Source organism: Pseudarthrobacter sp. BIM B-2242, from assembly GCF_014764445.1.
Taxonomy (GTDB): domain Bacteria; phylum Actinomycetota; class Actinomycetes; order Actinomycetales; family Micrococcaceae; genus Arthrobacter; species Arthrobacter luteus_A.
The window spans coordinates 804075-829395 of record NZ_CP061721.1; the positions used below are offsets into that span (position 1 = coordinate 804075).

Annotated in this window: 25 protein-coding genes; 15 read left to right on the forward strand and 10 right to left on the reverse strand. The window is 65.8% G+C overall.

Features of this window, described 5'->3' with window-relative positions:
• Positions 1-6: 6 nt before the first annotated feature.
• A complete protein-coding gene (locus tag IDT60_RS03810) occupies positions 7-1449 on the forward strand; it encodes a sugar porter family MFS transporter (protein ID WP_191080916.1) in 1443 nt (480 codons plus the stop codon).
• Between the two features lie 178 nt (positions 1450-1627).
• On the opposite strand, the gene IDT60_RS03815 is transcribed toward IDT60_RS03810, so the two are convergent.
• From IDT60_RS03815 to IDT60_RS03825, 3 genes are all read right to left on the reverse strand, one after another.
• Positions 1628-2650 carry a Gfo/Idh/MocA family oxidoreductase gene (locus IDT60_RS03815; protein WP_191080917.1) on the reverse strand — a complete coding sequence of 341 codons (1023 nt, stop codon included), beginning with the start codon at positions 2648-2650 and terminating at the stop codon, positions 1628-1630.
• A 102-nt stretch (positions 2651-2752) separates the two neighbouring features.
• Complete coding sequence (locus tag IDT60_RS03820) at positions 2753-3772, reverse strand: sugar phosphate isomerase/epimerase (RefSeq protein ID WP_191080918.1); 1020 nt, start codon at positions 3770-3772, stop codon at positions 2753-2755.
• Positions 3769-4947: a Gfo/Idh/MocA family protein gene (locus IDT60_RS03825; protein WP_164202084.1), complete on the reverse strand. Its 1179-nt coding sequence runs from the start codon at positions 4945-4947 to the stop codon at positions 3769-3771. The genes IDT60_RS03820 and IDT60_RS03825 overlap by 4 nt, the downstream gene beginning before the upstream one ends.
• 157 nt (positions 4948-5104) lie before the next feature.
• Between IDT60_RS03825 and IDT60_RS03830 the strand changes: the two genes are divergently transcribed.
• The 9 genes from IDT60_RS03830 (at position 5105) to IDT60_RS03870 (ending at position 14459) form a co-directional block, all read left to right on the forward strand.
• Positions 5105-6112 carry a LacI family DNA-binding transcriptional regulator gene (locus IDT60_RS03830; RefSeq protein WP_191080919.1) on the forward strand — a complete coding sequence of 336 codons (1008 nt, stop codon included), beginning with the start codon at positions 5105-5107 and terminating at the stop codon, positions 6110-6112.
• Between the two features lie 148 nt (positions 6113-6260).
• On the forward strand, positions 6261-7256 hold the full coding sequence (locus tag IDT60_RS03835; RefSeq protein ID WP_164202080.1) for a substrate-binding domain-containing protein: 996 nt from the start codon (positions 6261-6263) through the stop codon (positions 7254-7256).
• 52 nt (positions 7257-7308) lie between these two features.
• Positions 7309-8358: an ABC transporter permease gene (locus tag IDT60_RS03840; protein ID WP_191080920.1), complete on the forward strand. Its 1050-nt coding sequence runs from the start codon at positions 7309-7311 to the stop codon at positions 8356-8358.
• Positions 8359-8370: 12 nt separating this feature from the next.
• Positions 8371-9297 (forward strand): ATP-binding cassette domain-containing protein, encoded by a 927-nt coding sequence (locus tag IDT60_RS03845; protein WP_191080921.1) that lies wholly within the window; start codon positions 8371-8373, stop codon positions 9295-9297.
• 100 nt (positions 9298-9397) lie between these two features.
• Positions 9398-10396 (forward strand): Gfo/Idh/MocA family oxidoreductase, encoded by a 999-nt coding sequence (locus IDT60_RS03850; protein WP_191080922.1) that lies wholly within the window; start codon positions 9398-9400, stop codon positions 10394-10396.
• On the forward strand, positions 10393-11451 hold the full coding sequence (locus tag IDT60_RS03855; protein ID WP_191080923.1) for a Gfo/Idh/MocA family protein: 1059 nt from the start codon (positions 10393-10395) through the stop codon (positions 11449-11451). Before IDT60_RS03850 ends, IDT60_RS03855 begins: the two co-directional genes overlap by 4 nt.
• Before the next feature lie 48 nt (positions 11452-11499).
• The gene (locus IDT60_RS03860; protein ID WP_191080924.1) at positions 11500-12594 is read left to right on the forward strand and encodes a Gfo/Idh/MocA family oxidoreductase; all 1095 of its coding nucleotides are present in this window, start codon (positions 11500-11502) and stop codon (positions 12592-12594) included.
• A complete protein-coding gene (locus tag IDT60_RS03865) occupies positions 12594-13376 on the forward strand; it encodes a TIM barrel protein (protein WP_191080925.1) in 783 nt (260 codons plus the stop codon). Before IDT60_RS03860 ends, IDT60_RS03865 begins: the two co-directional genes overlap by 1 nt.
• A 48-nt stretch (positions 13377-13424) precedes the next feature.
• Complete coding sequence (locus IDT60_RS03870; protein WP_191080926.1) at positions 13425-14459, forward strand: Gfo/Idh/MocA family oxidoreductase; 1035 nt, start codon at positions 13425-13427, stop codon at positions 14457-14459.
• Positions 14460-14536: 77 nt separating this feature from the next.
• On the opposite strand, the gene iolB is transcribed toward IDT60_RS03870, so the two are convergent.
• The 5 genes from iolB to IDT60_RS03895 form a co-directional block, all read right to left on the reverse strand.
• Complete coding sequence (gene iolB, locus IDT60_RS03875; protein WP_191080927.1) at positions 14537-15430, reverse strand: 5-deoxy-glucuronate isomerase; 894 nt, start codon at positions 15428-15430, stop codon at positions 14537-14539.
• 16 nt (positions 15431-15446) lie between these two features.
• Positions 15447-16187, reverse strand: coding sequence for a GntR family transcriptional regulator (locus IDT60_RS03880; RefSeq protein WP_164202061.1), 741 nt, complete (start codon positions 16185-16187; stop codon positions 15447-15449).
• 305 nt (positions 16188-16492) lie between these two features.
• Positions 16493-16975, reverse strand: a complete 483-nt coding sequence (locus tag IDT60_RS03885) for an SRPBCC family protein (RefSeq protein WP_164202059.1) — start codon at positions 16973-16975, stop codon at positions 16493-16495.
• Positions 16972-17331 carry a helix-turn-helix transcriptional regulator gene (locus IDT60_RS03890; protein ID WP_191080928.1) on the reverse strand — a complete coding sequence of 120 codons (360 nt, stop codon included), beginning with the start codon at positions 17329-17331 and terminating at the stop codon, positions 16972-16974. The genes IDT60_RS03885 and IDT60_RS03890 overlap by 4 nt, the downstream gene beginning before the upstream one ends.
• Positions 17332-17555: 224 nt before the next feature.
• Positions 17556-18008, reverse strand: coding sequence for a MarR family winged helix-turn-helix transcriptional regulator (locus IDT60_RS03895; protein ID WP_191080929.1), 453 nt, complete (start codon positions 18006-18008; stop codon positions 17556-17558).
• Between the two features lie 185 nt (positions 18009-18193).
• Here IDT60_RS03895 and IDT60_RS03900 point away from each other — a divergent pair, with 185 nt between their 5' ends.
• From IDT60_RS03900 to IDT60_RS03915, 4 genes are all read left to right on the forward strand, one after another.
• Positions 18194-19471: an MFS transporter gene (locus tag IDT60_RS03900; RefSeq protein ID WP_223883871.1), complete on the forward strand. Its 1278-nt coding sequence runs from the start codon at positions 18194-18196 to the stop codon at positions 19469-19471.
• 42 nt (positions 19472-19513) lie between these two features.
• A complete protein-coding gene (locus IDT60_RS03905) occupies positions 19514-20350 on the forward strand; it encodes an aldo/keto reductase (protein WP_191080930.1) in 837 nt (278 codons plus the stop codon).
• A gap of 81 nt (positions 20351-20431) precedes the next feature.
• A complete protein-coding gene (locus tag IDT60_RS03910; protein WP_191080931.1) occupies positions 20432-20902 on the forward strand; it encodes a polyketide cyclase / dehydrase and lipid transport in 471 nt (156 codons plus the stop codon).
• Between the two features lie 9 nt (positions 20903-20911).
• Positions 20912-22045 (forward strand): LOG family protein, encoded by a 1134-nt coding sequence (locus IDT60_RS03915; protein WP_191080932.1) that lies wholly within the window; start codon positions 20912-20914, stop codon positions 22043-22045.
• Here the strand turns inward: IDT60_RS03915 and IDT60_RS03920 are convergent.
• Positions 22042-23175, reverse strand: coding sequence for a VIT1/CCC1 transporter family protein (locus IDT60_RS03920; RefSeq protein WP_223883872.1), 1134 nt, complete (start codon positions 23173-23175; stop codon positions 22042-22044). The genes IDT60_RS03915 and IDT60_RS03920 overlap by 4 nt on opposite strands.
• A gap of 244 nt (positions 23176-23419) precedes the next feature.
• On the opposite strand from IDT60_RS03920, the gene IDT60_RS03925 reads away from it, so the two are divergent.
• Positions 23420-23647 carry a hypothetical protein gene (locus tag IDT60_RS03925; protein WP_191080934.1) on the forward strand — a complete coding sequence of 76 codons (228 nt, stop codon included), beginning with the start codon at positions 23420-23422 and terminating at the stop codon, positions 23645-23647.
• A gap of 103 nt (positions 23648-23750) precedes the next feature.
• On the opposite strand, the gene IDT60_RS03930 is transcribed toward IDT60_RS03925, so the two are convergent.
• Positions 23751-25268, reverse strand: coding sequence for a sodium:solute symporter (locus IDT60_RS03930; protein ID WP_191080935.1), 1518 nt, complete (start codon positions 25266-25268; stop codon positions 23751-23753).
• Positions 25269-25321: the final 53 nt, after the last annotated feature.

The window sequence follows — 25321 nt, forward strand, 5'->3', positions numbered from 1 at the left end:
CAAACCATGGCGAATCCCGGCACAGTCCAAGCCGAAGCCCCCGGCAGTCCCAAGCAGAACAACTCCGCCAAGCCTGCCAACCCGAAGAAATTCATGCGGAAGGTGGCGCTCTTCTCCACCTTCGGCGGACTGCTCTTCGGCTATGACACTGGCGTCATCAACGGTGCCCTGCCGTTTATGCAGCGGGACCTCGGCCTCACACCGCTGACCGAAGGGCTGGTCACGTCCACGCTCCTGTTCGGCGCGGCCTTCGGCGCCATCAGCGCGGGCCGGCTCTCTGACCGCCTCGGCCGGCGGAGGACCATCATGGGCCTGGCCCTGATCTTCATTGTGGCCACTATCGCCTGCACCATCTCGCCAAGCACCGAACTGCTCATTGCGGCCCGGACCCTGCTGGGCCTGGCAGTGGGCGGCGCTTCCGTGATTGTTCCCGTGTACCTCGCGGAAATGTCGCCGGCGGCCCAGCGCGGCCGGATCGTCACGCAAAACGAACTGATGATCGTCACCGGCCAGTTCCTGGCCTTCACCTTCAACGCAGTGCTGGGCAACCTCTTCCCCGAAGAGATGCACGTCTGGCGGTGGATGCTGGTGATCGCCACGCTCCCGGCCGTTATCCTGTGGTTTGGAATGCTGGTCCTGCCGGAGAGCCCGCGCTGGCTGGCGTCGGCAGGCCGCTTCGGAGCCGTCCTTGAGGTGCTGCGCTCCACCCGCGCCGCCGGCGACGTCTCCGCGGAGTTCGACGAGGTCCGGCAGGCAGCCCGCGAGGATTACCAGTCCAAGATGGGCACGTTCAAGGACCTCACGGTTCCGTGGATCCGCAGGATCTTCGTGGTGGGCCTGGGCATGGCAATCATCAACCAGATCAGCGGCGTCAACGCCATCATGTACTACGGGACGTCCATCCTGTCTTCGTCCGGATTTGGCGACCAGGGCGCCCTGATTGCCAACGTCCTCAACGGCATCACGTCGGTGGCTGCCGTCGTCGTCGGCATGTATCTGATGACGCGGGTGCCCCGCAAACCCATGCTGATCGTAGGGCTGTGCGGCACAGCGTCGTCGCTGACGGCCATTGCAGTCATCTCCCTGGCACTGCCGGAGAGCACCCTGCGCGGCTACCTGGTGCTGCTGTTCATGGTGACGTTCCTGGCGTCCATGCAGGGCTGCATCGGCACCGTCACATGGTTGACCATGTCCGAGATCTTCCCCATGCACGTCCGCGGCATCGCGATGGGCATCTGCGTCTTTGTGCTGTGGATGATCAACTTCCTGATCGGGTTCTTCTTCCCGCAGATGGTCTCGTGGATCGGTGTTTCGGCGACGTTCTTCATCTTCGTTGCCCTGCAGCTGGGTGCCATTGCCTGGGTCAAGCGCGTCGTTCCGGAAACCAAGGACAAATCCCTGGAGGAGCTCGAGCACCTGTTCAAGGAGCGCTCAGGCGTGTCCGCCTAAGTTGACGCAAAAACCAGGGTGACGCAAGAACGCCCGACGCCGGCCGGCGTCGGGCGTTTCTGTCTCCAGCGGGTGCGTGGCCCAGGACGCTCTCTCACTTAATGCAGGAAAACAAGGATCCCTCTCTCACCCTGTGAGCGAGGGATGCGGGAAAACCCGCATTAAGTGAGAGAGGGTGCTACAGCGCGATCACCGCGTTCTCCTGCGCACTGCGGCGGGCCGCATCCAGCACCTCCAGCGTCCGGAGCCCGTCCGCGGCCGGCACCGGTTCGGGGCCCTCACCACGGACTGCGCGGGCGAACCAGGTATAAAAGCCGGCATAGTTTCCCTGCGCCGAGGCAATGGTTACGCGGCCGTCCTTGGTGGACAGCGTGCCCCAGTTTTCGGCCGCGTCGATGCCCCACGTGGCCGGTTCCTCAACCGGACGGCGGCCCGACATCAGGGCCTCCGCCTGCACATCGGCGCCGGAGGCGATGTAGCTGCCCCTGCTGCCGTAAGCCCGCAGCTCCCGGGTCTCGGAGTGGTTGAGTTTGCTGGCAGACACGGTGGAGACAGCTCCTGACGCATGCGTCATGGTCACCACAAAGCCGCAGTCAGTCCGCTCCCCGAAACGGTCCGTCCAGTCCAGGGTCGCGTGCACGTGGCTCGCCGGTCCCAGCAGCCACAGCATCTGGTCAACCAGGTGGCTGCCCAAATCCCGCAGGAGCCCACCGCTGGCGCCAACTTCAAGGCTGCCGGCGTTGTCCTGGTCCATTGTGGAGTGCACCCGCCAGATGTCGCCAAGTTTCCCGGAAGCAAGGACGCCGGCGAGGGTGAGGATATCGGCGTCGCGACGGCGGTTGTGGTACACGTTGAGGACCACGCCGGCCCGCGCGGCGGCTTCGGCCAGTTCACGCGCCGCCTGAGCATTCGGGGCAAAGGGCTTGTCGGCGACCACATGCACGCCTGCCTTGATGGCTTCCATCACCAGGTCATGGCGGGTGTGCGGCGGCGTGGTGATGGTCACCGCGTCAACACCGGCCGCAAGCAGTTCTCCCAGGCTCGAATACACGGGAAGTCCCGGGAGATCCGCTTCCACCTCGGCCTTCTTCGCAGCCGAGCGGGCCACGATCCCCACGAGCTCGATGTCCTCAGCCGCTTCGATGAACGGCGCATGGAAGTACTTTCCACCGGCTCCGTACCCGACTATCCCAATGCGCATGTTTCCTCTTCCTTCTCTGTCAGGGGGAATGCTCCGGAGACAGAACAGCAGGGGCGCCGCGGAAGCGACGCCCCTGCTGTCAGTCTGCGGGCCGTGGGGTGGTTAAACCGCCGGGTTCAGCGATGCGGCAAGCGCGGCATCAGCGTCGAGCAGGACCTTGGCTGCGACCTCCAGCCCCTCGATCCGGCCCAGGGAGGTGTCCTCGTGTTCGATGTTGACCAGCATGTCCGGGTCCACTTCATGCAGCGCGCGCAGGAACTCGGTCCAGAAGGCTGTATCGTGCCCGCGGCCCAGAGCCACGAAGTCCCAAGCGGAGTTCTTGGGCCACTCGTTGGCCCACTCGTCGCCGCCGAGGTTGGTCCGGTTTTCCTCCGGGGAGAGCCGGCGGAAGCTGTTGTCGAGCACACCGTAGAGCGCGGCGTTCGCGGTGTTGACCCGGACGTCCTTGGCGGCAGCCTGGAAGACCAGCGGGCCGAGTTCGCGGACCACCGCCACCGGATCCATCTGCTGCCAGAACAGGTGGGAGGCGTCCAGCTCAACACCCACGTGGGTGGCACCAGTGAGTTCGATGAGCTTGTGGACGTCAGCGGTGTTGAAGACGATGTTCTGCGGGTGCAGCTCCAAGGCCACCTTGACGCCGTGGTCAGCCGCGAGGCGATCGGTTTCCTTCCAGAAGTCGGCGGCGACGCCCCACTGATAGTCCAGTACGTCCAGGGCAGCTGAGTTCCAGGCGTTCACCACCCAGTTGACGGTGGTTGCACCCGGTTCACCACCTGGCAGGCCGGACATGGTGACCACCCGGTTCTGGCCCAGACGCGCAGCGAGCCGGATGGAGCGGCGGATATCCTCGGCATGCTTCTCGCCGATTTCGCGCTTGGGATGCAGCGGGTTGCCGTTGCAGTTCAGGCCGGCGATTGCCACGCCGGTGCCTTCGAAGATCGCCAGGTAGTCGTCCCGGGCGGCGTCGCTGGTGAGGATCTCATCGAACGTGGGGACGTGGACCGCGGGCAGGAATCCGCCGGTGTTGATTTCGATGCCGGTCAGGCCCAGATCCGCGATGACCTTGAGGGCCTCGGGCAACGGCCGGTCGTGCAGGATTGCGTTGTAGACGCCGAGTTTCATAGCGTGATTTTCTTTCCGTTGTTGAGGGCGGATTCGGTGACGGCACCGAGGAGTTCCATGTTGCGCACGCCCTCCTCGAACGTGGCGCAACGCGGCAGTGACTCCGCTTCGCTGAGGCCGGCAACCTCTTCGAGGAACGCGCGGGCCTGGTAGCCGAACGCGTCGTTCTGGCCGAAGCCCACCTCGGGAGCGTCCATGGCCAGGCCGCCGGTGATGTAGGGGTGGCCCGGGCCCAGGATGACCTGGCGGTAGCCGTTCTCGTTGCCGGAGCCGTCGTTGAGGAACAACTGGATTTCCGAGGGCCGACGCTGGTCGAACTTGGCGGCGCCGTTTTCGCAGAACACCTCGAACTGGAGGCTGTTGGCGTGTCCGGCGGCAACGCGGGAGACTTCGAAGCTTCCGGCGCCGGTGGCGAACTCAGCGTTGAATGCTGCGTAGTCGTCGTTTTCGACGGCTTCGAAGGTGTCGCTGACGGCAGCATGGTCGTGGCCCATCACGGCGGCAAGCGGCAGCGGACGTTTGTTGATGACGGTGCTGAGCTGGCCGCCGGAGATGGACTGAATGTCACCGCACAGGAACTCGGAGACGTAAGCCAGGTGGGATCCGACGTCGGCAAGGGCCCCGGAGCCTGGGCCGCCTTTGTAGCGCCAGCTCATGGGAGCGGAGGGGCTGAAGCCGTAGTCGGTCCAGTAGCGGCCGCTGAAGTGCAGGACGTTGCCGAGGACGCCGTTCCGGATGAGGTCGCGGATGTAGGCGATGCCGGGAGTGCGCCGGAACGTGAAGCCAATGCGGGCGATGCTGGATGCGTTGCGGGCGGCTGCGGCCATCGCGCGTGCGTCTTCCATCGAATCGCTGAGCGGCTTTTCGCACAGGACGTGCTTGCCTGCAGCGAGCAGGCCTTCGACGACCTCGCGGTGCAGCGAGTTTGCAATAACCACGCTGACGACGTCGATGTCGTCGGCTTCGGCGATTGCCTGCCACGACGTGTCGTTGCGCTCATACCCGAAACGGCGGGCAGCCAAGGAACCGAACTCGGCGTTCACGTCACCTATCGAGACAAGTCGGACCTGGGGGAGGACCGGGCTGTAGAGGGTGGACGCCGTCCGGTAGGCCGCCGCGTGGGCCTTTCCGGCCATGCCTGCGCCGATGACCGCGACACCAAGGCTTTCAGCCATTGATTTCTCCTTTGAAATTCAGCCGCGGCGGGACACTCTGCGGCATTTTTGTAGCGCTACAATTTTGTATGCTGACTTTGAGCGTAGTCATGTCTATATGTCCTGTCAATCGTCCGTGAAAACTCCATGAGACCCAAGGAAGGCAGCCCCGGTGATAATGCACAACCATCAGGCCAGACGCCCCACAATTTACGATGTTGCCAAGCTGGCCGGAGTCTCGCCGTCGCTGGTTTCACTGGTGCTGCAGAACCCTGGCAGGGTGAGCGATAAGCGCCGCGAGGCAGTGCGGGCCGCCATTGCCGAGTTGGGATACCGTCCCAGCAGGGCGGCCACCACGCTGGCGAGCAGCAGGACCAAGAGCATCGGCCTGGTGATCGATGATTACCGGAACCTCTGGTTCGTGGATCTGCTCAGGGGGATGGAATCTGTTCTGACGGAGCATGGCTACCATGTGACGCTGGCCGATTCCCGGCCGGGGGAGAACCGCATCAGGGAGGCGGCTGACGGGCTGCTGGCCATGCATGTGGACGGCCTGGTGATCGCAGCGGAACCTGGCGGGACTCCACTGACCGGGGCCGGGGTTCCGACTGTCGTGGCGGGGTGGCGGAATGGCGTGCCGCCAGATGCCGACCTCATTACCAACGACGACGACGGGGGCGGCGCCATTGCCGCGGACCACCTCCTGTGGCTGGGGCACGCGAGGATCGGCCACCTTACGGGTTCAGGCGGCGCCGCGGCCCATCGCAGGGCAGGCTTCGATGGCCGGCTCCGGGAGGCGGGTGTTGATGCGCGGATTGTGGGGGATGAGGGCGGTACGGCGGAGGAGGACGGGTATGCCTCGGCGTGCTGGCTGTTGGACCGGTATCCGGACACCACGGCCATTTTTGCCGCCAATGACACGATGGCGCTGGGCGCCTTCGGCGCGATTAAGGCCCATGGCTTGGCGGTCCCTGCAGACATCTCCGTGATCGGCTACGACAATTCGACCTGGGCAAAGTCCCGATATCTCGAACTGACCTCTGTGGACAACCGCAGTGACCTGGTGGGCGCGGACGTGGCAAAAGCACTGCTGGAGCGCATTGAGGACCCCACCAAAGGACCCATAAGAGAGCTGATTAAGCCTTCGCTGGTTGTTCGCACTACGACGGCCCGGCCTTCCGTCTAGGGCGTCCCGGAACTTTATCGACGTCAAAACATCCTAATGTCAGGACAAAGTATTGACATTCGTGAGCCAGGTCACCATGATCGAGATAGACAGTGCTCCGGCGGTTGCAGAGTGGCAGCCCGGACCTGAGAGATCAAAGGAGATTTAGGTGGCTAATTTTTCTTGGCGTAAGGCTGCTCTGGTTGCGGCGGTAGTGCCGATGATGGCGTTGAGCGCATGCTCCAGCACCGGCGGACGTGCCCCGGACACCGGAAGCGGTGGAGGCGGTGGCCAGGTCGCCACAACAGAGCGAATGAAGATTGCGTTGATCGCCCACGCTCCCGCCGGCGACACGTTCTGGGACACCGTCCGAAAGGGCGCCGAGGAGGCGGCCGCGAAGGACAACGTTGAACTGCTGTACACCTCCGATCCGGAGGCCGGCCGGCAGGCGCAGTTGATCGAGCAGGCCATCGACCAGAAGGTAGACGGCATTGCAGTTACCCTGGCCACCCCTGACGCCCTGAAGGAAGCGCTGAAAAAGGCCACTGATGCAGGCATTCCGATTGTCAGCTTCAACGCCGGCGAAGCGGCCTCCGCACAGTTGGGCGCCTTCACCCACTTCGGGTCCAATGAAAAGCTTGCTGGCGAGGCCGTGGGTTCACGGCTTGCAGACGGCGGTTACAAGCACCCGGTGTGCGTCATTCAGGCCCAGGGGCACGTGGGTCTCGAGGCCCGGTGTGCCGGTGTAAAGGCCAAAGTACCCGGCACGGAAATTCTGTACGTCAACGGGGCGGACATGACATCGGTGGAATCGACGGCCACCGCGAAGCTGCAGGCATCCCAAGATGCCGATGTCATTATCGGCCTCGGTGCTCCCATCACCCTGACGCTCCTGAAGTCAGTGGCGACGGCCGGAAGTTCGGCCAAGGTTGCCAGCTTCGACTTGAACAAGGAGCTTGCCCAAAAGGTGTCCGACGGCAGTGTGCTGTTCACAGTTGATCAGCAGCCATGGCTCCAGGGCTACGGGGCCGTCGATGCCCTGTGGCAGAACAAGCGCGGCGGATTCAGGCTCGGCGGCGGACAGTCAGTCCTCACCGGTCCGGCCATCGTTGACCAGTCCAATGCGGCGGCTGTCCTCACGTTCGCCGAACAGGGTATTCGCTAACAGCCCGCTGGCCGGGCCGGTGTATGCCGGCCCGGCAGCAAGGAGAGTTCACATGACTATTACCCAGACCAAGATCAAATCACCTGCCACCGATGAGCGCGTTGCGAAGCGCAGCCCGTTCCAGAAGCTCCTCGGCCGGCCCGAGGTCGGCGCCCTGGTGGGCGCGATCGTCCTCTTCATCTTCTTCGCGTTGGTGTCTTCAACGTTTACCCAGCCCAATGCGCTGGCGACCATCCTGTATGGCAGTTCTACGATCGGGATCATGGCGGTGGGGGTGTCGCTGTTGATGATCGGCGGGGAGTTTGACCTCTCCACGGGTGTGGCGGTGATCTCCTCGGCTCTGACCGCGTCGATGTTCAGCTGGTACTTCAGCACTAACGTCTGGGTGGGAGTCCTTCTTGCCCTGATTGTCTCGGTGGGGATCGGGTTCATCAATGGCTGGATCCTGATGAAGACCAAGCTGCCCAGCTTCATCGTTACCCTGGCCACGTTCCTGATGCTGACCGGCCTGAACCTGGGCCTGACCCGCCTGATCGGCGGTTCGGTGTCCTCACCCTCGATCTCCACCATGGACGGCTTCGCCTCGGCCCGGGCCGTGTTTGCCTCCTCCGTCACCATCGCCGGGATCGACGTCAAAATCACTGTCTTTATCTGGATCGCCCTCGTCGCGGTGGCCACCTGGGTGCTCATGCGGACCCGGGTGGGGAACTGGATCTTCGCCGTGGGCGGGGACGAGAACGCCGCCCGCGCCGTGGGTGTTCCGGTCAAGGCCACCAAGATCGGCCTGTTTATGGGCGTGGGGTTCTGCGGCTGGGTGCTGGGCATGCACAACCTCTTCGCGTTCGACACCGTGCAGTCCGGTGAGGGCGTGGGCAACGAGTTCCTCTACATCATCGCCGCGGTGATCGGCGGGTGCCTGTTGACCGGCGGCTACGGATCGGCCGTGGGCGGGGCGATCGGTGCGTTCATCTTCGGCATGGCCAACAAGGGCATCGTGTACGCGCAGTGGAACCCGGACTGGTTCAAGTTCTTCCTGGGCCTGATGCTGCTGCTGGCCACCATCGTGAACCTCATCGTCAAGCGCCGCGCGGAACTGAAGTAAAGGGGCCCGGAAATGAACGCCAATCAGATCGATCAGCAAACCCTGCTGCAAAACGAAAAAGACCCCCTCACGCACACCCCGGTGCACCTGCTCTCCCTGGACGGGGTGGGCAAGCACTACGGGAACATCATCGCCCTGTCCGATGTCACCATGGCCGTGGACAACGGCCGCGTCACCTGCGTGCTGGGTGATAACGGTGCGGGCAAGTCCACGCTGATCAAGATCATCGCCGGCCTGCACCAGCACGACGCCGGTGTCTTGAACATCATGGGCGAGGAACGGAAATTCTCCTCACCCAGGGATGCGCTGGATGCCGGGATCGCCACCGTCTACCAGGACCTTGCTGTGGTCCCGTTGATGCCGATCTGGCGGAACTTCTTCCTCGGCTCCGAGCTCACCAGCGGTTTTGGGCCGTTCAAGAGCATGGACGTGGAGAAGATGAAGGCCATCACGCTCAAGGAACTCGCCGAGATGGGCATCGACCTGCGCGATGTGGAGCAGCCCATCGGCCAGCTCTCCGGCGGTGAACGCCAGTGTGTGGCGATCGCCCGGGCGGTGTACTTCGGCGCGAAGGTCCTGATCCTGGATGAGCCGACGGCGGCGCTTGGCGTGAAGCAGTCCGGTGTGGTCCTGCGGTACATCCTGCAGGCCCGCGACCGCGGCCTGGGCGTCATCTTCATCACCCACAACCCGCACCACGCCTTCCCCGTGGGAGACCGGTTCCTGCTGCTCAAGCGCGGCAAGTCCATCGGCTACTACGACAAAAAGGACATCACCCTGGACGAACTCACCGCCCAGATGGCCGGCGGCGCCGAACTCGCCGAACTCGCCCACGAACTCGAACAACTCGGCGGCCACAGCGACGTCGTGAAAGAAGTTAAAGCCGAAGTGGCCGAAGTCTCGGACAGCGCTAACGCCGGCGGCCCGAAACACGCTTAGCGGCAGCACCGGGCGGGGTGCTCCGGACATTCCTCCGGAGCACCCCGCCATGCCCGTGCGCACCGACCATACGCTCACGAACGTAAACGAAGGGAACACCATGCCGATCCGGGTAGGCGTCATCGGCGCCGGAATCATGGGCGCGGACCACATCAGGAACCTCTCCACCAGCATCGGCGGTGCCGTAGTCTCCTTTGTGGCGGATCTCGACGCCGACCGCGCCGCCGCGGCAGCACCGCCGTCGGCACGCATCACCACAGACCCATCGGAGCTGATCAACTCCAGCGAGGTGGACGCCGTGGTGGTCGCCTCGCACGACTCCACCCACGCCGGCCTCGTCCTGGAATGCTTCGAGGCGATGACGCCGGTCCTGTGCGAAAAGCCGCTGGCACCTACGGTCCTGGAAAGCACGGAAGTGGTGGCCGCGGACGCGGACATGGTGGCCGCAGCGGGAGCGTCCCTGCTCTCGCTCGGATTTATGCGGCGCTTCGACCCGGGCTACGTTGCACTGCGCCGCGCAGTGCAGGGCCGGGCACAGGGCGAGCCCCTGATGGTCCATTGCATCAGCCGGAACGCTTCGGCAGCTCCCGGCGCCACCGCCGAATCGGCCATCACAAATTCAGCCATCCACGAGCTGGACATCATTCCCTGGCTGCTGGATTCTCCCATCACGGAAGTGTCATGGCAGGCGGGAAAGAGCACCCGGCAGGCGGACGCCGGACTCCGTGATCCCGCGTTGATGACGCTGCGCACCGCGGACGGAACCCTCACCACGCTGGAGCTGTTCCTGAACGCGCAGTACGGCTACACCACCCGCTGCGAAGTTGTTTCGGAACGCGGCACCACCGCTATCCAGGATTCGGCCATGCTGCGCATCGAACAGGAGGGAACCACCCAGGAGCAGATCCCTGCCGACTGGCGCCCCCGGTTCGCCGACGCGTACCGGCTGCAGCTGCAGGCCTGGATTTCTGCGCTCGCCGCCGGGGACAAGCCTTCCCTCGCCGGAGGGCAGGACGGCCTGAATGCCTCGCTCGTGGCCCAAGCCATGATCCAGTCACTACACAGCGACGGTGCCGCCACGAAAGTCAACTACCTATGACCGCTACCGCCCTTCCACCGTCCCGTGTCCCCGACTCCCGCGACGCTCCCGTGCTGCGCTGGGGAATTATGGGCCCGGGCTGGATTGCCGAGCGCTTCACCGAATCCATCCAGGCGCACACCGGGCAGGTGATCGCCGCCGTCGGGTCCCGTTCGCTCAGCCGGTCCAAGGCCTTCGCGGACACATTCGACGTGCCGGCCGCGTACGGCAGCTATGAGGAACTGGCCGCCGCCCCGGACGTCGACATCGTTTATGTGTGCACCCCGCACACCGGCCACCACGCGGCCGCTGTGCTGGCCATCGACGCCGGCAAGCACGTCCTGATCGAAAAGCCGATCGGGCTCAACGCGGACCAGGCGCGGGACATCGCTGCCCGGGCCGAGGCCGCCGGCGTCTTTGCCGCCGAGGCCATGTGGACGTTCTTCCTGCCGAAATTCGACGTGATCCGGCAGCTCCTCGACGCCGGTACCCTGGGGACCATCACCACGGTTATCGCAGAGTATGGCGAGCACTTCGACCCCTCCCACCGCATCTTCGACCCGAAGCTGGCCGGCGGTCCGCTGCTTGACCTTGGCACCTACCCGCTGGCCCTGGTCACGGAAGTGCTGGGCAGCCCGCAGCAACTGGCCGCCATGGGGCAGCCCCACGAGTCAGGAGTCAACGCCCAGCTGTCCGCCGTGATGCAGTTCGACGGCGGCGCCCAGGCTGTGGTGAACACCCACATTCACAATTTCACGCCCACCGCAGCCATCGTGGTGGGATCCGAAGCGACCTTGACCATCGACGGCCCCTTCAACATGCCCGGCGGCTTTGAGGTCCGCTTCCCTGACGGAACACGCCTGCGTCATGATGAACCGGCCGGCGGCCACTTCGAAGGCCTCCACTACGAGGCTGCTGCGGTGGCTCGCGCCATCGCCGCAAGCAACACGCAAGCCAGCCAGCGGACGCTGGCGGCTTCCATCCGCACCTTGGAAGTGGCCGATGAGATCCGCCGCCAGCTCGGCGTCGTGTTCCCCGGCGAAGCAGCAACTCCGGCCCGCACCGCCCGGCACTGATTTCACTGACCTAACCCACACGCTACGACCCTACGAAAGGACCAGCCCATGGCTTACCTCGCACAGAACCCCGCTCCCGTCCCGGCGCCAGTGCGCACCGGGCTCATCGGTTCGGGCTGGATGGGCGCGTTCCACGCCGAAAGCATCGCCCGCCGTGTCCCGGACGCCGTGCTCGCCGCCATCGCCGACCCCAACCTCGAATCCGCCGGCGCGCTCGCAGCATCGCTCGGCACGGCCAAGGTCACCGCCAGCGCGGACGACATCCTGGCCGATCCCGACATCGATGCCGTGATCATCGCCAGCCCGGCCCGCTTCCACGCAGCCCTGATCAGCCAGGCCGCCGCGGCCGGAAAACACGTGTTCTGCGAGAAACCCGCAGGCCAGGGCCTGGACGAGCTCGACGCCGCGATCGCCGCTGTGGAGGCCGCCGGCGTGCATTTCCAGATTGGCTTCAACCGGCGGTACGCAGCGGACTTCCAGGCGGCCAAGAAGGACCTGGCCGCAGGGATAGCCGGCCAGCCGCAGCTCCTGCGCTCCCTGACGCGCGACCCGGGCACCGGCAGCATCCCGCACGCAGCCAGGGTCCCCGCCTGGACCATCTTCCTGGAAACCCTCATCCACGACTTCGACACCCTGAACTGGTTCAACGAAGGCGCCGAGCCCGTGGAGGTCTACGCGGTGGCCGACGCCCTCGTGGAACCCGGCCTGCGCGACCAGGGCTTCCTGGACACCGCAGTGGTCACCATCCGCTACAGCAACGGCGCCATCGCCGTGGCGGAAGCGAACTTCAGCGCCCTCTACGGCTACGACGTCCGCGGCGAGGTCTTCGGCTCCAAGGGCATGGTCCAGGCCGGCCGTGCCACGGAAACCGCCGCCCGCCGGTACACCGCCGTCGGCCTCGCGGCAGACACGCCGCGGCTCAACGTGGAGCTCTTCCGGGACGCCTACACCGATGAACTCGCCGACTTCGCCGCCGTGGTGAGGTCCCGGCGGGACGGTACGCCGCCGCCGTCGGGCGATTTCACCCTCACGCCGGGAACGGCGGACGCCCGCCGCGCCCTGGCCGTGGCGCTGGCCTGCATCGAATCCGTCAAGCAGGGCGGCCCGGTGGCTGTCCCCGCGGCAGCCAAGGCAGGGGTCTGATGCGCCTGGCCGTCTGCGCGGAGATGGTGTTCACGGACCTGCCTTTAACGGAGCGGGTGCGGCGCATCCACAACGCCGGGTTCGACGTCGAAATCTGGGACTCCCGCACCAAGGACCTGACGGCGCTCAAGGCCACCGGTGCGGTGTTCTCCTCCATGACGGGATACACCGCGGGGAGCCTGGTGGACCCCGACACGGCCGACGATGTGGTCCGGACTGCCGAATCGCTCATCCCCACTGCCCTGGAGCTCGGGGTGAGCCGCATGGTGGTGCACTCCGCGGAACTGGTGGACGGGAAAGCAGCACGTCCGGTCTTCCGTTCCACAGGCCGCATGTGGAGTACCGGGGCCAGGACCCTGGAACGCCTCGGCGCGCTGGGGGAGAAGCACCAGGTGACGTTCTGCCTGGAGAACCTCAACACGGTCCTGGACCACCCCGGAATTCCGCTCGCCCGTGCCAAGGACACCCTGGCCCTGGTGGAAGCCGCCGGCCACCCCAACGTCAAGCTCATGCTGGACCTCTACCACGCACAGCTGGGCGAGGGGAACCTGATCGAACTGGTGCGGACCGCCCTGCCGCACATCGGCGAGATCCAGGTGGCGGACGTCCCGGGCCGCTGCGAACCCGGCACCGGCGAAATCAACTACCAGGCAGTCGCCCGGGCGCTCGCCGAGGCCGGCTATTACGGCACGGTCGGCCTGGAAGCCTGGGCCAGCGGCGACAGTGAGGCGGCACTGGACGCCTTCCGGGCGGCCTTCACCGTCCAGCCGGCGCTCGCCTAGCCGGCGCCCGTCGCAACCCGTTAGCACTACTACGTACAAAGGAACACTATGAAGGATGTCATTCTCGGCCTGGTGGGAGTGGGACGCATCGGCGTCATGCACGCCAACAACATCGCCGCGCTCAACGGAGACCTCAACCCGCGCGGGATCAATGTCCGGCTCAGGCTGACGGATGTTGCCGCAGACCATGCACGCAATATCGCCGCGGGCCTCGGCGCAGAGTTCCTGCCCTCGGTGGCGGACCTGATCGCCTCCGGCGTGGACGGCCTGGTCATCGCCACGGGAACCGGGACCCACCCGGAACTGATCCGGGCCGGAGTGGACGCCGGCATTCCCGTGTTCTGCGAGAAGCCGGTGGCCATGAACGTGGCCGATGCGCTGCCGGTGCTGGACTACGTCAGGGGCAGGAACGGCGTGGTGCAGATCGGCCACCAGCGCCGGTTCGATGCCGGCTACCTCGAAGCCAAACGTGCCTACCAGGCCGGCGAGCTGGGCTGGATCCACTCGCTGCGCGCCGTCACCTGCGACATGACGCCGCCGCCGGTGGAATTCCTGGCGACGTCCGGCGGCCTGTTCCGCGACTGCTCGGTCCACGACTTCGACATCCTGCGCTGGCTGACCGGCCGGGAGATCGTGGAAGTCTATGCGAAGGGCTCCAACAACGGTGACCCGGCCATCGGCGAAGTGGGCGATGTGGACACAGCCCTCGCGGTGATTACCTTCGACGACGGCACAGTGGGAACGGTCTCCGCCAGCCGCTACAACGGGGCCGGCCACGACGTCAGGCTGGAGATCCAGGGGTCCAGCCGCTCGGTCATGGTGGGCCTGGACGGGAAGTCTGCCCTGGCCTCGGCCGAAGCCGGCGTCGTCTTCCCGGACGGGGAACCGCACCAGACCTTCGCCGAGCGCTTCGACCAGGCGTACCGGTCCGAAATGGCAGCGTTTGTGGAGCTGATCCTGGGCGAGCGGGAGAACCCGTGCACGCCCGAAGACGCCGTGGCAGCATCACGGGTGGCCGACGCCGCCCAGGAGTCGCTGGCGACCGGTGCGCCGGTCAGGGTGGCGCTGAAAGTTGCCAGCTGATTGCCGTTAGTGTGCACAATGCCCCGCCGGAATTTCTTCCGGCGGGGCATTGTTTTTTGGTGACTGCGGGAACCTGCCTAGGCCGTAAACGGCAGCCGGGGGTCGATGTCCTGCCCGTCCCAGGTCTGCCGCACCCAGCCATGGTGGGGGTCGTCGCTGATGAGCCATTCGCGCACGGGGCCGGGGCCTGCCATCACGTTGAGGTAGTAGAGGTCGTAGCCCGGTGCCGCCATGGCAGGGCCGTGCCAGCCGTAGGGGACCAGCACCACGTCGCCGGTGCGGACTTCTGCGGACACGTCGATGGGGCGGTCATCGGAGGCGTAGACGCGCTGGTAGCCGATGGCATCGGCGTCGGCAGGTGCCCCGGAACCGGCGGCAACCTGCGTCTCGAAGTAGTAGATCTCCTCGAGGTGCGTTTCTCCGTCCTTCTCCTCATCGTGCTTGTGCGGGGGATAGGAGGACCAGTTGCCGGCGGGGGTGATGACCTCGCAGACGATAAAGCGGTCTGCTTCCAGTGCGGCCGGGGTGCCGAAATTGTGGACCTGTCGGGAGCAGTTGCCCGCGCCGCGCAGTTCCACGGGTGTCTCGGCAGCCGTAACGAGCCGGGTGGGGTACGAGGCCTGCGCCGGGGCGGTGGCGACGGCCACGCGGCCGCCGTCGGACGAGCTGATGGTGACGGCGTTCCCAATGCCCGAATACAGGACGTCACTGGGACCGTGGAACACCGAGCGCCGCCCGGCCAGGGGGTAGCCGACGCCGTCCACGGTGACGGTAAAGGAGCCGTTGAGCGGAACCACGATGCGTTCCTCACCGGCCGCGGGAAGCTCGACGGCGGCGCCCGCCGCGAGGGTGGCAACCTTCAGGCCGGTGTGGGCCCAGCCGTCCACGGCGGTGGTGGAATCGGAGGTTCCGAGCGAGATGTCCCAGGCGCCGTCGGTGGCGGAGCCCAGGGGGTAGACCCAGTTGGTCATGGCAGAAGTCCTTGCGTTAGCGCTGTACGAGTGTCATTTCAAAGCTGTAGGAGTCGGCACGGTAGACGTGGTGGCCGGTCTCGACGCGGCGGCCGGTATCGTCCACGGCGGTGCGTTCCATGGTCACCAGGGCCGAGTTCACCTCGGTCTCGAGCAGGGGCGCCTGGTAGTCGTTGGCGATCATCGCGCCGATCCGCTGGGTGGCCAGGCGGAAGTTGACGCCGCCCCGGCGCAGGATGGAGTAGAGGCCCTCGGCGGCCAGCATGGCTTCGTCCATGGTGGCGATGTCATCGCGGACCCAGTTCTCCATCAGCGCCAGCGGCTTGCCGCCCACTTTCCGAAGGCGGGTGAAGTGGTAGACCTTGGAGCCGGCCGGCAGCTGCAGCGTCGCCAGGGTGGGGGCGTCGGCCTCCATGTGGGAGAAGCTCAGTACCTCGGTGGTGGGCTTTTTGCCGTTGTTGGTGAGGTCATCGAACAGGCTGGAGAGCTCCAGCGGGCGGCGGACCTGGCTGGAGACCACCTGGGTTCCCACGCCGCGCTTGCGGACCAGCAGGCCGGAGCGGACCAGTTCGTCCATGGCCTTGCGCATGGTGGGCCGGGACAGGTTGAGCTGCGCGGCGAGGTCGATTTCGTTGTCCAGCCGGCTGCCCGGTTCCAGGACCCCGCTGTGGATGGCCGCCTCGATGCCCTGGACCACCTGGTGGTACAGGGGTATGGGGGAGGACCGGTCGATGTTGAGACCAAGTTGATTCGCCACTGAATGTTCCCCGTGTTCCAGGATTAATCCCTGCAACGTCCGCTTCAGGACGTGCCGGGTATGTCACCCTTTGTTCTTTTGATAGGACATGCTTCCTTTTCTCGATAGTAGCAGCCGTCCGGGGAGGGTCAAGGGGGCGGAATTGGCTAGTTGGTGGCGAAATGACTGGGGTTCATGTCCTGACGTCAGTCCACATGATTCAGAAGGTGTCCTTCGACGCTTCTCGTGAGGATTCATCCAAGGCACGACGGCGGACGGTCACTTCCGCCGGGAAGGTGACCGTCCGCCGGTGTACTTTATGGGTTTTAGACCTTGGCGCCGCTCAGCAGTTCGTCCAGCCGCTCGTAGCCTTCGGTCATGCCGCCTTCCATGCCCGACTGGGCCATGCCGTCGCGTGCCTCGAGGCTGGGGTACACGGAGTGGCCCCGCAGGCGGGTGCGTCCGTTGCCGAGGTCCTCGAACGTCATGAATTCGAGGCTGACAATGTCCGGGTAGCCGCCGAATTCAAAGGTCTGGATGGCGAACTCGTTCTCGCGGACGGTGTGGAAGATGCCTTTGAACTCGTAGGGCACCCCTTCCGGGCCGGTGTGGAGGTAGCTGTAGCTGCCGCCGGTGCGGAAATCGTAGTGGCCGATGTCCATTTTGTAGCCGCGCGGACCAAGCCACTGGACGATCAGGCCGGGCTCCTTGTGGGCGCGGAATACGTCCGCCACGGGGAAATCGAACTCGCGGTCGTAGTCGATAAAGGGGAGTCCCTCAGGAACGCTGAGGTTCAGTGGATTGCTCATGATGATTCCTTGGGGTGTGCGCCGCCGGGGGCGGCTGTGGAACGGAGCACGGCGTCCAGGCTGCGGAACTGCTCCTCGCGGACCAATCGGTACTGGTCGATCCACGCTGTGAGTGCCTCAAGCCGTGCGGGATTCAGGTGGACGGGCCGGCGCTGGGCGTCACGCGTGCGGGTGACGAGCCCGGCCTGCTCGAGGACCTGGATGTGCTTCGAGACCGCCTGTTTGGTAATCGCGAAGGGTTCCGCCAATTCGTTGACCGTGGCCTGCCCCCGGCTGAGCCGGGCAATGATCCGCCGCCGCACGGGATCGGCCAGGGCCATAAAGGCCGAGTCCAGGGTGCCGTCGTCGGAGTTCATTGTGCTGCGGGCCTTTCACTTCAAAATCAATCGTTCCGTGATCAACCTTGCGTCTAATCGACTATTGCGTCTAATCAACTACTCCATTGATCAACTGATTGATTGATTACGAATCTACGCCTGTCCCGGACTGCGGTCAAGAGGTCTTCGCGGCGGCGGGCGGCCAGTTTTCGGGCGCCGCAGGCGCCGCGTCCGGCGCCTTCTGCGGCTACTGCGCCGTTTGGTTACTGCGCCGTTGCGTGGAGCCGCGGTAGAGCGTCCACCAGGGCTGCGAGTTCCGGAATGCCCTGGGCCTCGGCCAGTGCGCGCTCCAGGGTGGCGTCGTGGACCGGCCGGGCTTCCTCCAGCAGGGCGACGCCGCTGGCGGTGAGTTCCGTGTAGATTCCCCGGCGGTCATCGGCGCAGAGGATCCGGGTCAGCAGGCCGCGGTCCTCAAGCCGGTTGACCAGCCGGGTGGTGGCGCTGGCGCTCAGGGCGGTGGCGCGGGCGAGCTGCTGCATGCGCATGTGCCAGCCGTCCTGCCGGCTCAGCGCGTCCAGGACGGTGTACTCCACTACGGACAGCTTCGATTCCGCCTGGAGCGACCGTTCCAGCTCGCCCTCGATCAGGCCATGCAGTGCCGCCAAGGTGCGCCAGCCCTGCGCGCGAACCTCGACGGCGTCGTCCTTGATGCCCATTTTCCTGTCCTTTCGGGGTGTTACGCCGGGACGCCTCAGGCGTGAACCGGCACACACTCCAATTTAGTTGCTTGCGCTGGGTATCTGCACGTGCAACAATAAATAACGCGTCTGCAACTACTAGCTTACGCTTCCTATCTCGCCCCGTACATTCCCACCCGTACATTCTTCAAAGGAGCACCCCCATGCCCATCGGCCTGATAGCCCTCGCCCTCGGCGGGTTCGGCATTGGACTCACCGAGTTCGTCATCATGGGCCTCCTCCCCGAGGTGGCCGCCGACTTCCAGGTCAGTGAGGCCACGGCAGGCTGGCTGATCTCCGGCTACGCCCTCGCCGTCGTGGTCGGCGCCTTGCTGCTGACAGCGGCGGTGACACGGTTTGAACGCAAGCCCGTTCTCGCCGTCCTGCTGGTGCTGTTCATCGCCGGCAACCTGATCTCAGCCATCGCCCCCGATTACGGCATGATGATGATCGGCCGCATTATTGCTGCCCTGGCCCATGGTGCCTTCTTCGGAATCGGTGCCGTGGTGGCAGCTGACATGGTGGCCCCCACCAAGAAGGCCGGGGCGATCGCCATTATGTTTACCGGGCTCACCGCGGCCAATGTCCTGGGCGTGCCGTTCGGCACCATGCTGGGGCAGGCTGCCGGGTGGCGCTCCACGTTCTGGGCCATCACCGTCATTGGTGTCATCGCCCTCTTGGGAATCCTCGCCCTGGTGCCCAAGACCGGTCACGGTGACACCGTGCCGGGATCCCTGCGCACCGAACTGCGGGCCTTCCGCTCCGGCCAGGTATGGCTCTCCATCCTGGTGACCATCCTTGGCTACGGCGGGATGTTCGGCGCCTTCACCTACATCGCCTTTACGCTCACCGAAGTTTCAGGCTTCGCGGCGTCCACCGTGCCGTGGCTGCTGATCGTCTTCGGGGTTGGCCTGTTCATCGGCAACACCATCGGGGGCAAGGCCGCGGACCGCAACGTGGACCGCACCCTGGTCGTGGTGCTCTCCGTACTCGTGGTGGTGCTCGTCGGCTTTGCCCTTGCGGCAGGCAACCAGGTGCTCACCGTGGCCTCCATCGTCCTGATGGGCGGCTTCGGCTTCGCCACGGTTCCCGGCCTGCAGATGCGCGTAATGAAGTACGCCGCCGGCGCCCCCACCCTCGCCTCCGGTGCCAACATCGGCGCCTTCAACGTGGGCAATGCGCTCGGCGCCTGGCTGGGTGGCGTGACCATCACGGCCGGACTCGGCTACACCTCTCCCATCTGGGCCGGTGCCGGCATCACATTGCTCGGGCTCGCCGTCATGATCTTGGCTGCCGCCGGAGCCAAGCGGGCCGGTGCAGGGACCGCTGCCCGGGAAGCATCCGCCCGGGAAGCGTCCGCCCGGCAAACGTCCACCGCAGGGCAGGTGCCGTCCGCACACAGCGCGGATACCGCCGTCGAACGCGCGGACGCCCTCCTCTAGCTCTTCCTTTTCCGCAAAGCCCCACCACCCAAGGAGACCCTCATGACATCCACGTCCACCACGCCCGCTATTACCCTCAACAACGGGGTGCGCATGCCGCAGCTTGGATTCGGCGTCTTCCAAGTGTCCGACGACGACACCTCCGCCGCCGTCAGCCTCGCCCTCACGGCGGGTTACCGGAGCATCGACACCGCCGCGATCTACGGCAACGAAGCGGGCACCGGCCGTGCCATCGCAGAGTCGGGCATCGACCGTGCCGAACTGTTCATCACCTCCAAGCTGTGGGTGGCCCACCTCGGCTACGACGCCACGCTGGCCGCGTTCGAGGCCAGCCTCGGGAAGCTGGGCCTGGATTACCTGGACCTGTACCTCATCCACTGGCCGGCGCCCGCGACAGACCTGTACCTGGAGTCCTGGCAGGCCCTCGAGCGGCTGCTGGCCGACGGCAAGGTCAAGGCCATCGGTGTGTCCAATTTCCTCCCTGAACACCTGCAGAAGGTCATCGACCTGGGCGGAACAGTGCCGGCAGTCAACCAGATCGAGCTTCACCCGGCTCTCCAGCAGCGGGACATAGCCGCCTACAACGCCGCGCACGGCATCGCCACGGAAGCCTGGAGCCCGCTGGCGCAGGGTGCCGTGCTGGCCGATCCGGCGGTCACGGAGATTGCCGCACGGCACGGGGTGAGTCCGGCGCAGGCCATCCTGCGCTGGCACCTGCAGCAAGGGAGGGTCATCATCCCCAAGTCCGTTACCCCGGAGCGGATCCGCGAAAACCTGGACGTGTTTGGCTTCGACCTGACCGCGGACGAACTGGCTGTGATCGACGGACTGGAGCGCGACGGCCGCACGGGTCCGCACCCCGCCGAGTTCAACGGCTAAGCGGGTCCCCGCACCAAAGCCCTGACACGCCTAGTCAGGCGGGGCCGGAAGACGCAGGCCCCGCCTGACTAGGCTGGGGGAATGAACAACCGATACCTGGTGTCCCGTGAGCGCTTCATTCCCGCAGCACCGGAGGAGATCTTCGAGGTGCTGGCCACGCCGGCCCTGCACAGCGTTATTGACGGGTCGGGCACCGTCAAGGGGGCCCAGCCCCGCGGCCCGGAGCGGCTGGACCTCGGATCCCGGTTCGGCATGGAGATGAACATGAAGGTGGACTACAAAATCCTGAACACGGTCTGCGAGTTCGAGGAGGGCCGGCGCATCGCCTGGCGCCACTTCTATGGGCACATCTGGCGCTACATCCTGGAACCGGCCACCGACGACGCCGGCACCGCCGGGACCCGCGTCACCGAACAGTGGGACGCCAGGGCCGTCCGGGGCAAGTCCTTCCTCCGGCTGGCAGGCTACCTGCGCCGCCACCCCGCCAGCATCGAGAAGACCCTGCTCCGGCTCGACCAACACCTGACGGGCACCGCCGGGCTGGCGAGCTAGGTCTCCGGCGTGAACCGCTCCGGCGGCCTGACACCCAGCCCGCGGACCCTTGAAGTCGAAAGCCTTGCCAGCTTCGACCGCCTGGTCGCGGCGGGGGCAGTGGCCATGCGCGGCTGGCACGCCCAGTCGCTGGACCTGCGGGGCCGGAAAGCGGCCCTTGCTGCCCTGGACGTGGAAGGCGCCATCTTCCTTGGCTGCACTTTCGATCCGGGAGTGGAGGACGCCCTTCGGCACCGCGGCGCACTGATCTTTCCCAGGCTGGCGGGTGTGCCGTTCGACGCCTACCGGGCCCGGCTGTACACGCCGCAGGAACTCTACGCAGGCCTGGAATCGAGGCCGTACGAGGAACTGCCCGATGCGCTGGTGTATCAGTGGAGCATCAGCCCGGGGCAGCGGCGCCGGCTGGACGCCACGCTGGCTTCGGCGCTCCATGACCATGCCATCGGCGATGCCTTGGAGGAATTCAGGCGGTCGGACCTCGCCGCCGGCCGGACCACCGTCGGGGTGATGGGCGGGCACGCCGCACAACGCGGTACTCCGGAGTTCGCCCAGGCAGCGGAGCTCGGCCGGCTCCTCGCCCGGTCCGGGCGGCTGGTGGCCACGGGCGGTGGTCCGGGGGCCATGGAAGCTGCCAACCTGGGCGCTTACCTCAGCCACGTCCCGGGTCATGATTTCGAAGTGGCGCTGGCTGCGCTGCAGGCCGTCCCCGGGTTTCGGCCCTCGGTGTCCGCGTGGGCGCGCGAGGCGGCTGCCGTCGTCGAACGTCATCCGGGCGGAATGCCGTCGCTGGGAATCCCCACGTGGTTCTACGGGCATGAGCCGCCCAATTACTTCGCCACCCACATCGCGAAATACTTCGCCAACGCCATCCGCGAGGCGATCCTGCTGGAGCTGTGCGACGGCGGCATCATCTTCCTGCCCGGAGCTGCCGGCACGGTGCAGGAGATCTTCCAGGATGCGTGCGAGAACTACTACAGTGCCCGCGAAGCCGTCACGCCGATGGTGCTGGTTGGCAGGCGGTACTGGGAGCAGGAATTGCCCGCCTGGCCGATGCTGCGGACGCTGGCTGCGGGACGGCCCATGGCGGACCGGATTTTCCTGGTGGACAGCGTGGCTGAGGCGCTGGGCGTGCTGGGCGGTTAGCCCACCACGGTGCCGAAGGCGAGCCCCAGCAGATAGGTCACCGCGGCGGCACCCAGGCCAATTGCCAGCTGGCGCAGGCCGCGGGACAACGGGGATGTCCCGGACAGCAGGCCCACGATTCCGCCGGTCACCAGCAGCGCCATCCCCACCAGCACTGCCGCCACCACCAGCGCGGGCACACCGGTCAGGCCGAACAGGAACGGCAGGATGGGGACCACGGCGCCGGAAGCGAAGAAGCAGAAGCTGGACAGCGCCGCCCCCCACGCGGTTCCCACGGCTTCGTGCTCGTCATCCGCATCAGGCAGTTCGGGATGGAGGGACAGGCTGGGATCGCAGTCGCAGCTGAGCATGCCAATACGTTCGGCGACGCGGTGCTCGGCGGCCTCGTGGGACATCCCGCGCGCCAGGTAGACGAGGAGGAGTTCGTTGTGTTCGATATCCAGTTTCGGGGCCGCGGCCAGGGTGATCTGGGTGGGTTTTGTGGCGGCCAGCAGTTCGCGCTGGGAGCGGACGGAAACAAATTCTCCCGCCGCCATGGACATGGCGCCGGCGAGGAGCCCGGCCACGCCGCTTAGCAGCACCACGCTGCTGGCCACGCCCGAGGCGGCCATGCCCATCACCAGTGAGAGGTTGCTGACCAGGCCGTCGTTGGCACCAAAAACGGCCGCACGGAACGTTCCGGCCAGCCGGTTGCGGCCCCGGGTTGCCAGGCCGCGGACCACCTCTTCGTGGATCTGTTCGTCTGCGGCCATGGCGTCCGTGGCGTTCGGATCCATGGCGTAGGGGGAGCGGCCTTCGGCCCGCTGGGCCAGGGCCAGGACAAAGACGGAGCCGAAGTGGCGGGCCAGGAAGCCCAGGAGCTGGCTGCGCAGGGACGCAGGCCGGGACTTTTGTGCGTGCTCACCGAGGAGCTCGAGCCAGTGGGCCTCGTGGCGGCCTTCTGCTTCGGCGAGGGCCAGCAGGATCTCGCGCTCTTCGCCCTCGCGGTTCTGGGCAAGATCACGGTAGACGGCGGCTTCCGCGCGTTCGTCCGCGAGGTACTGGCGCCACCGGCGGATATCGGCCGGTGTGGGCTCGGCGGTTCGGGTTCCCGCCGGGTGGGTGCGGCGTGAATTGGCGTACTGGGACACGGGAGCTCCTGTGCTGGATGGGGCATGGTTCGGCCCCATTGCAGAGCCAGCTTACCGCGGAATTCCGCGGATTTTCGGCTGGCAAACCTCACTGCGGAGTTTCGGGTTCCCTTAATTTCCGCCGTTCCGGGCGTGTTTGCGGGGTGGTTCCAAAGACCCTTGACCGGGCTGGCGGCCGGTGCTGTGATGAAGGTGTGGAGCCCACCCGCAAGAGCACGTCAGGCGATCAAACGGAGGTTGAATCATGAACACCACCGGACAGCAACCGGACATGCCGCACCTCGAGGCTGTTGAATCGGATCCCGCATACGACTACGCCGAGGATGTCCCCGTCAGCGAGGACGATTGGGACGCAGAGGACGAATTCCTGGACGGGGAAGAGGTGGTCGTTGTCCCCACACCTCCGGTGGAGGTGGATGCCGAGGAGCGCGTGGTTCCCCTGGACGACGACGAGTTCCGCGACACTGAATAGCAGGACCGGGCAGGACGCACGACGGCGGCACTTCCGGTTCGTTGAACGCGAACCGGAAGTGCCGCCGTCGTGCGCTGCCCTTGAGTGAACGAGCTTGCCGGGATTACGGGGCTGTCACGGTTACGGGGACTTCCTCGTTGTCCTGGCCGGCTACCCGCCGCACCCAGTTCCGCATGACCTGGGGGTCAGTGGGCTTGGTGAAGAGCGAGACCGCCACGTAGACCACGGCGGAGCTGATGAGGCCGAAGTAGATCGGCTCGTTGGCGAACACGCCGTCCAGCGGGGCCTTGGCGTTGATCTCCAGCACGATCATGGTGCCGAGCGTGACCACGGAGCCCGCGGCCATGGATGCGGCGGCGGCCAGTCCAGTGCCGCGCTTCCAGACGAGGCCGCCGAGGATGGCTACCAGGAGCCCGCCCACCAGGATGTCGTAGGCGATGGTGAGGGCGGCCACCACGTCCTTGGTGATGATGGCGATCAGGATGGCAACGATGCCGAGGGACAGGACCCAGAGCCGGTTGGCCCTGACATCGTGCTCGGGGTTGTCGGTATCGTCCGTGTTGATGTCCTTGCCGAACCAGCTGGCAACAAACGGGAGGACATCGGCGCGGGCCACGGTGGCGGCAGCGATCAGGGCGCCGGAGGCGGTGGACATCATGGCGGCCACGGCTGCGGCGAGCACCAGTCCGCCGATGCCGACGGGAAGGATGGTCTGGGCAACCTCGGCGTAGACGTCGTCCTTGGCGGCGATGTCCATGCCGGACAGGGCCACGCTTGCCGCCATGCCGATCAGTGCCCCGGCAACACCGTAAAGGATGCAGTAGATGCCTGCGGTGGCGCCGCCCCAGCGGGCCACGCCGGGAGTCTTGGCGGTGAATACGCGCTGCCAGATGTCCTGGCCGATCAGCAGGCCAAGGGTGTAGACCACGAAGTAGGTGATGATGGTCTGCAGGCCGATGCCGTCCATTTGGAAGAAGCTTTCATCCACGCGGCTGCGGATGCCGTCGAGTCCGCCGGCGGCGTTGAGCGTGAAGGGGAGCATGAGCGCGAAGATGCCCACGGTCTTGATGACGAACTGCACCTGGTCCGCGAGGGTGATGGACCACATGCCGCCAATGGTGGAGTAGACCAGGACGATCGCGCCGCCGATCGCGATGGCGAGCCAGCGCTCCCAGCCGAAGAGGACCACAAAGATGGTGGCGTAGGCGCTGGTGGAGGTGGCGCACAGCATGAGCGTGTAGGCGAGCATCACGATGCCCGAGGTCTGCGTTGCCTTGCTGCCATAGCGAAGGGTGAGCATCTGGGAGACGGTGTAGATCTTCAGTTTCTGGATAGTGCCGGCGAAGAGGAGGCTCAGCAGGAGTACGCCGGCGCCGATGGCCACCACCAGCCACATCCCGGAGATGCCGAACTTGTAGCCGAGGCCCACGCCGCCTACTGTGGACGCTCCGCCGAGGACGACGGCGGCCATGGTGCCGGTGTAGAGGAACGGGCCCAGGCGGCGGCCGGCCACAAGGAAGTCGCTGTTGTTCTTGGTGCGGGACTTGCCCCACCAGCCAAAGGCCAGCATTGCGATGAGATACACCACCACAATGGCGATGTTGACGAAATTTGCGTCCATGTTGGGGCTCCTGGAGCTGGTCTGCTGCGAAGTGGAAGGGGTTCATATTGCCT

Excerpts from the sequence above, each read along its gene's own strand:
- IDT60_RS03810 (WP_191080916.1), top strand. The coding sequence starts at position 7 with ATGGCGAATCCCGGCACAGTCCAAGCCGAAGCCCCCGGCAGTCCCAAG.
- IDT60_RS03815 (WP_191080917.1), bottom strand. The coding sequence starts at position 2,650 with ATGCGCATTGGGATAGTCGGGTACGGAGCCGGTGGAAAGTACTTCCAT.
- IDT60_RS03820 (WP_191080918.1), bottom strand. The coding sequence starts at position 3,772 with ATGAAACTCGGCGTCTACAACGCAATCCTGCACGACCGGCCGTTGCCC.
- IDT60_RS03825 (WP_164202084.1), bottom strand. The coding sequence starts at position 4,947 with ATGGCTGAAAGCCTTGGTGTCGCGGTCATCGGCGCAGGCATGGCCGGA.
- IDT60_RS03830 (WP_191080919.1), top strand. The coding sequence starts at position 5,105 with ATGCACAACCATCAGGCCAGACGCCCCACAATTTACGATGTTGCCAAG.
- IDT60_RS03840 (WP_191080920.1), top strand. The coding sequence starts at position 7,309 with ATGACTATTACCCAGACCAAGATCAAATCACCTGCCACCGATGAGCGC.
- IDT60_RS03845 (WP_191080921.1), top strand. The coding sequence starts at position 8,371 with ATGAACGCCAATCAGATCGATCAGCAAACCCTGCTGCAAAACGAAAAA.
- IDT60_RS03850 (WP_191080922.1), top strand. The coding sequence starts at position 9,398 with ATGCCGATCCGGGTAGGCGTCATCGGCGCCGGAATCATGGGCGCGGAC.
- IDT60_RS03855 (WP_191080923.1), top strand. The coding sequence starts at position 10,393 with ATGACCGCTACCGCCCTTCCACCGTCCCGTGTCCCCGACTCCCGCGAC.
- IDT60_RS03860 (WP_191080924.1), top strand. The coding sequence starts at position 11,500 with ATGGCTTACCTCGCACAGAACCCCGCTCCCGTCCCGGCGCCAGTGCGC.
- IDT60_RS03865 (WP_191080925.1), top strand. The coding sequence starts at position 12,594 with ATGCGCCTGGCCGTCTGCGCGGAGATGGTGTTCACGGACCTGCCTTTA.
- IDT60_RS03870 (WP_191080926.1), top strand. The coding sequence starts at position 13,425 with ATGAAGGATGTCATTCTCGGCCTGGTGGGAGTGGGACGCATCGGCGTC.
- iolB (WP_191080927.1), bottom strand. The coding sequence starts at position 15,430 with ATGACCAACTGGGTCTACCCCCTGGGCTCCGCCACCGACGGCGCCTGG.
- IDT60_RS03885 (WP_164202059.1), bottom strand. The coding sequence starts at position 16,975 with ATGAGCAATCCACTGAACCTCAGCGTTCCTGAGGGACTCCCCTTTATC.
- IDT60_RS03890 (WP_191080928.1), bottom strand. The coding sequence starts at position 17,331 with ATGAACTCCGACGACGGCACCCTGGACTCGGCCTTTATGGCCCTGGCC.
- IDT60_RS03895 (WP_191080929.1), bottom strand. The coding sequence starts at position 18,008 with ATGGGCATCAAGGACGACGCCGTCGAGGTTCGCGCGCAGGGCTGGCGC.
- IDT60_RS03900 (WP_223883871.1), top strand. The coding sequence starts at position 18,194 with ATGCCCATCGGCCTGATAGCCCTCGCCCTCGGCGGGTTCGGCATTGGA.
- IDT60_RS03905 (WP_191080930.1), top strand. The coding sequence starts at position 19,514 with ATGACATCCACGTCCACCACGCCCGCTATTACCCTCAACAACGGGGTG.
- IDT60_RS03910 (WP_191080931.1), top strand. The coding sequence starts at position 20,432 with ATGAACAACCGATACCTGGTGTCCCGTGAGCGCTTCATTCCCGCAGCA.
- IDT60_RS03925 (WP_191080934.1), top strand. The coding sequence starts at position 23,420 with ATGAACACCACCGGACAGCAACCGGACATGCCGCACCTCGAGGCTGTT.
- IDT60_RS03930 (WP_191080935.1), bottom strand. The coding sequence starts at position 25,268 with ATGGACGCAAATTTCGTCAACATCGCCATTGTGGTGGTGTATCTCATC.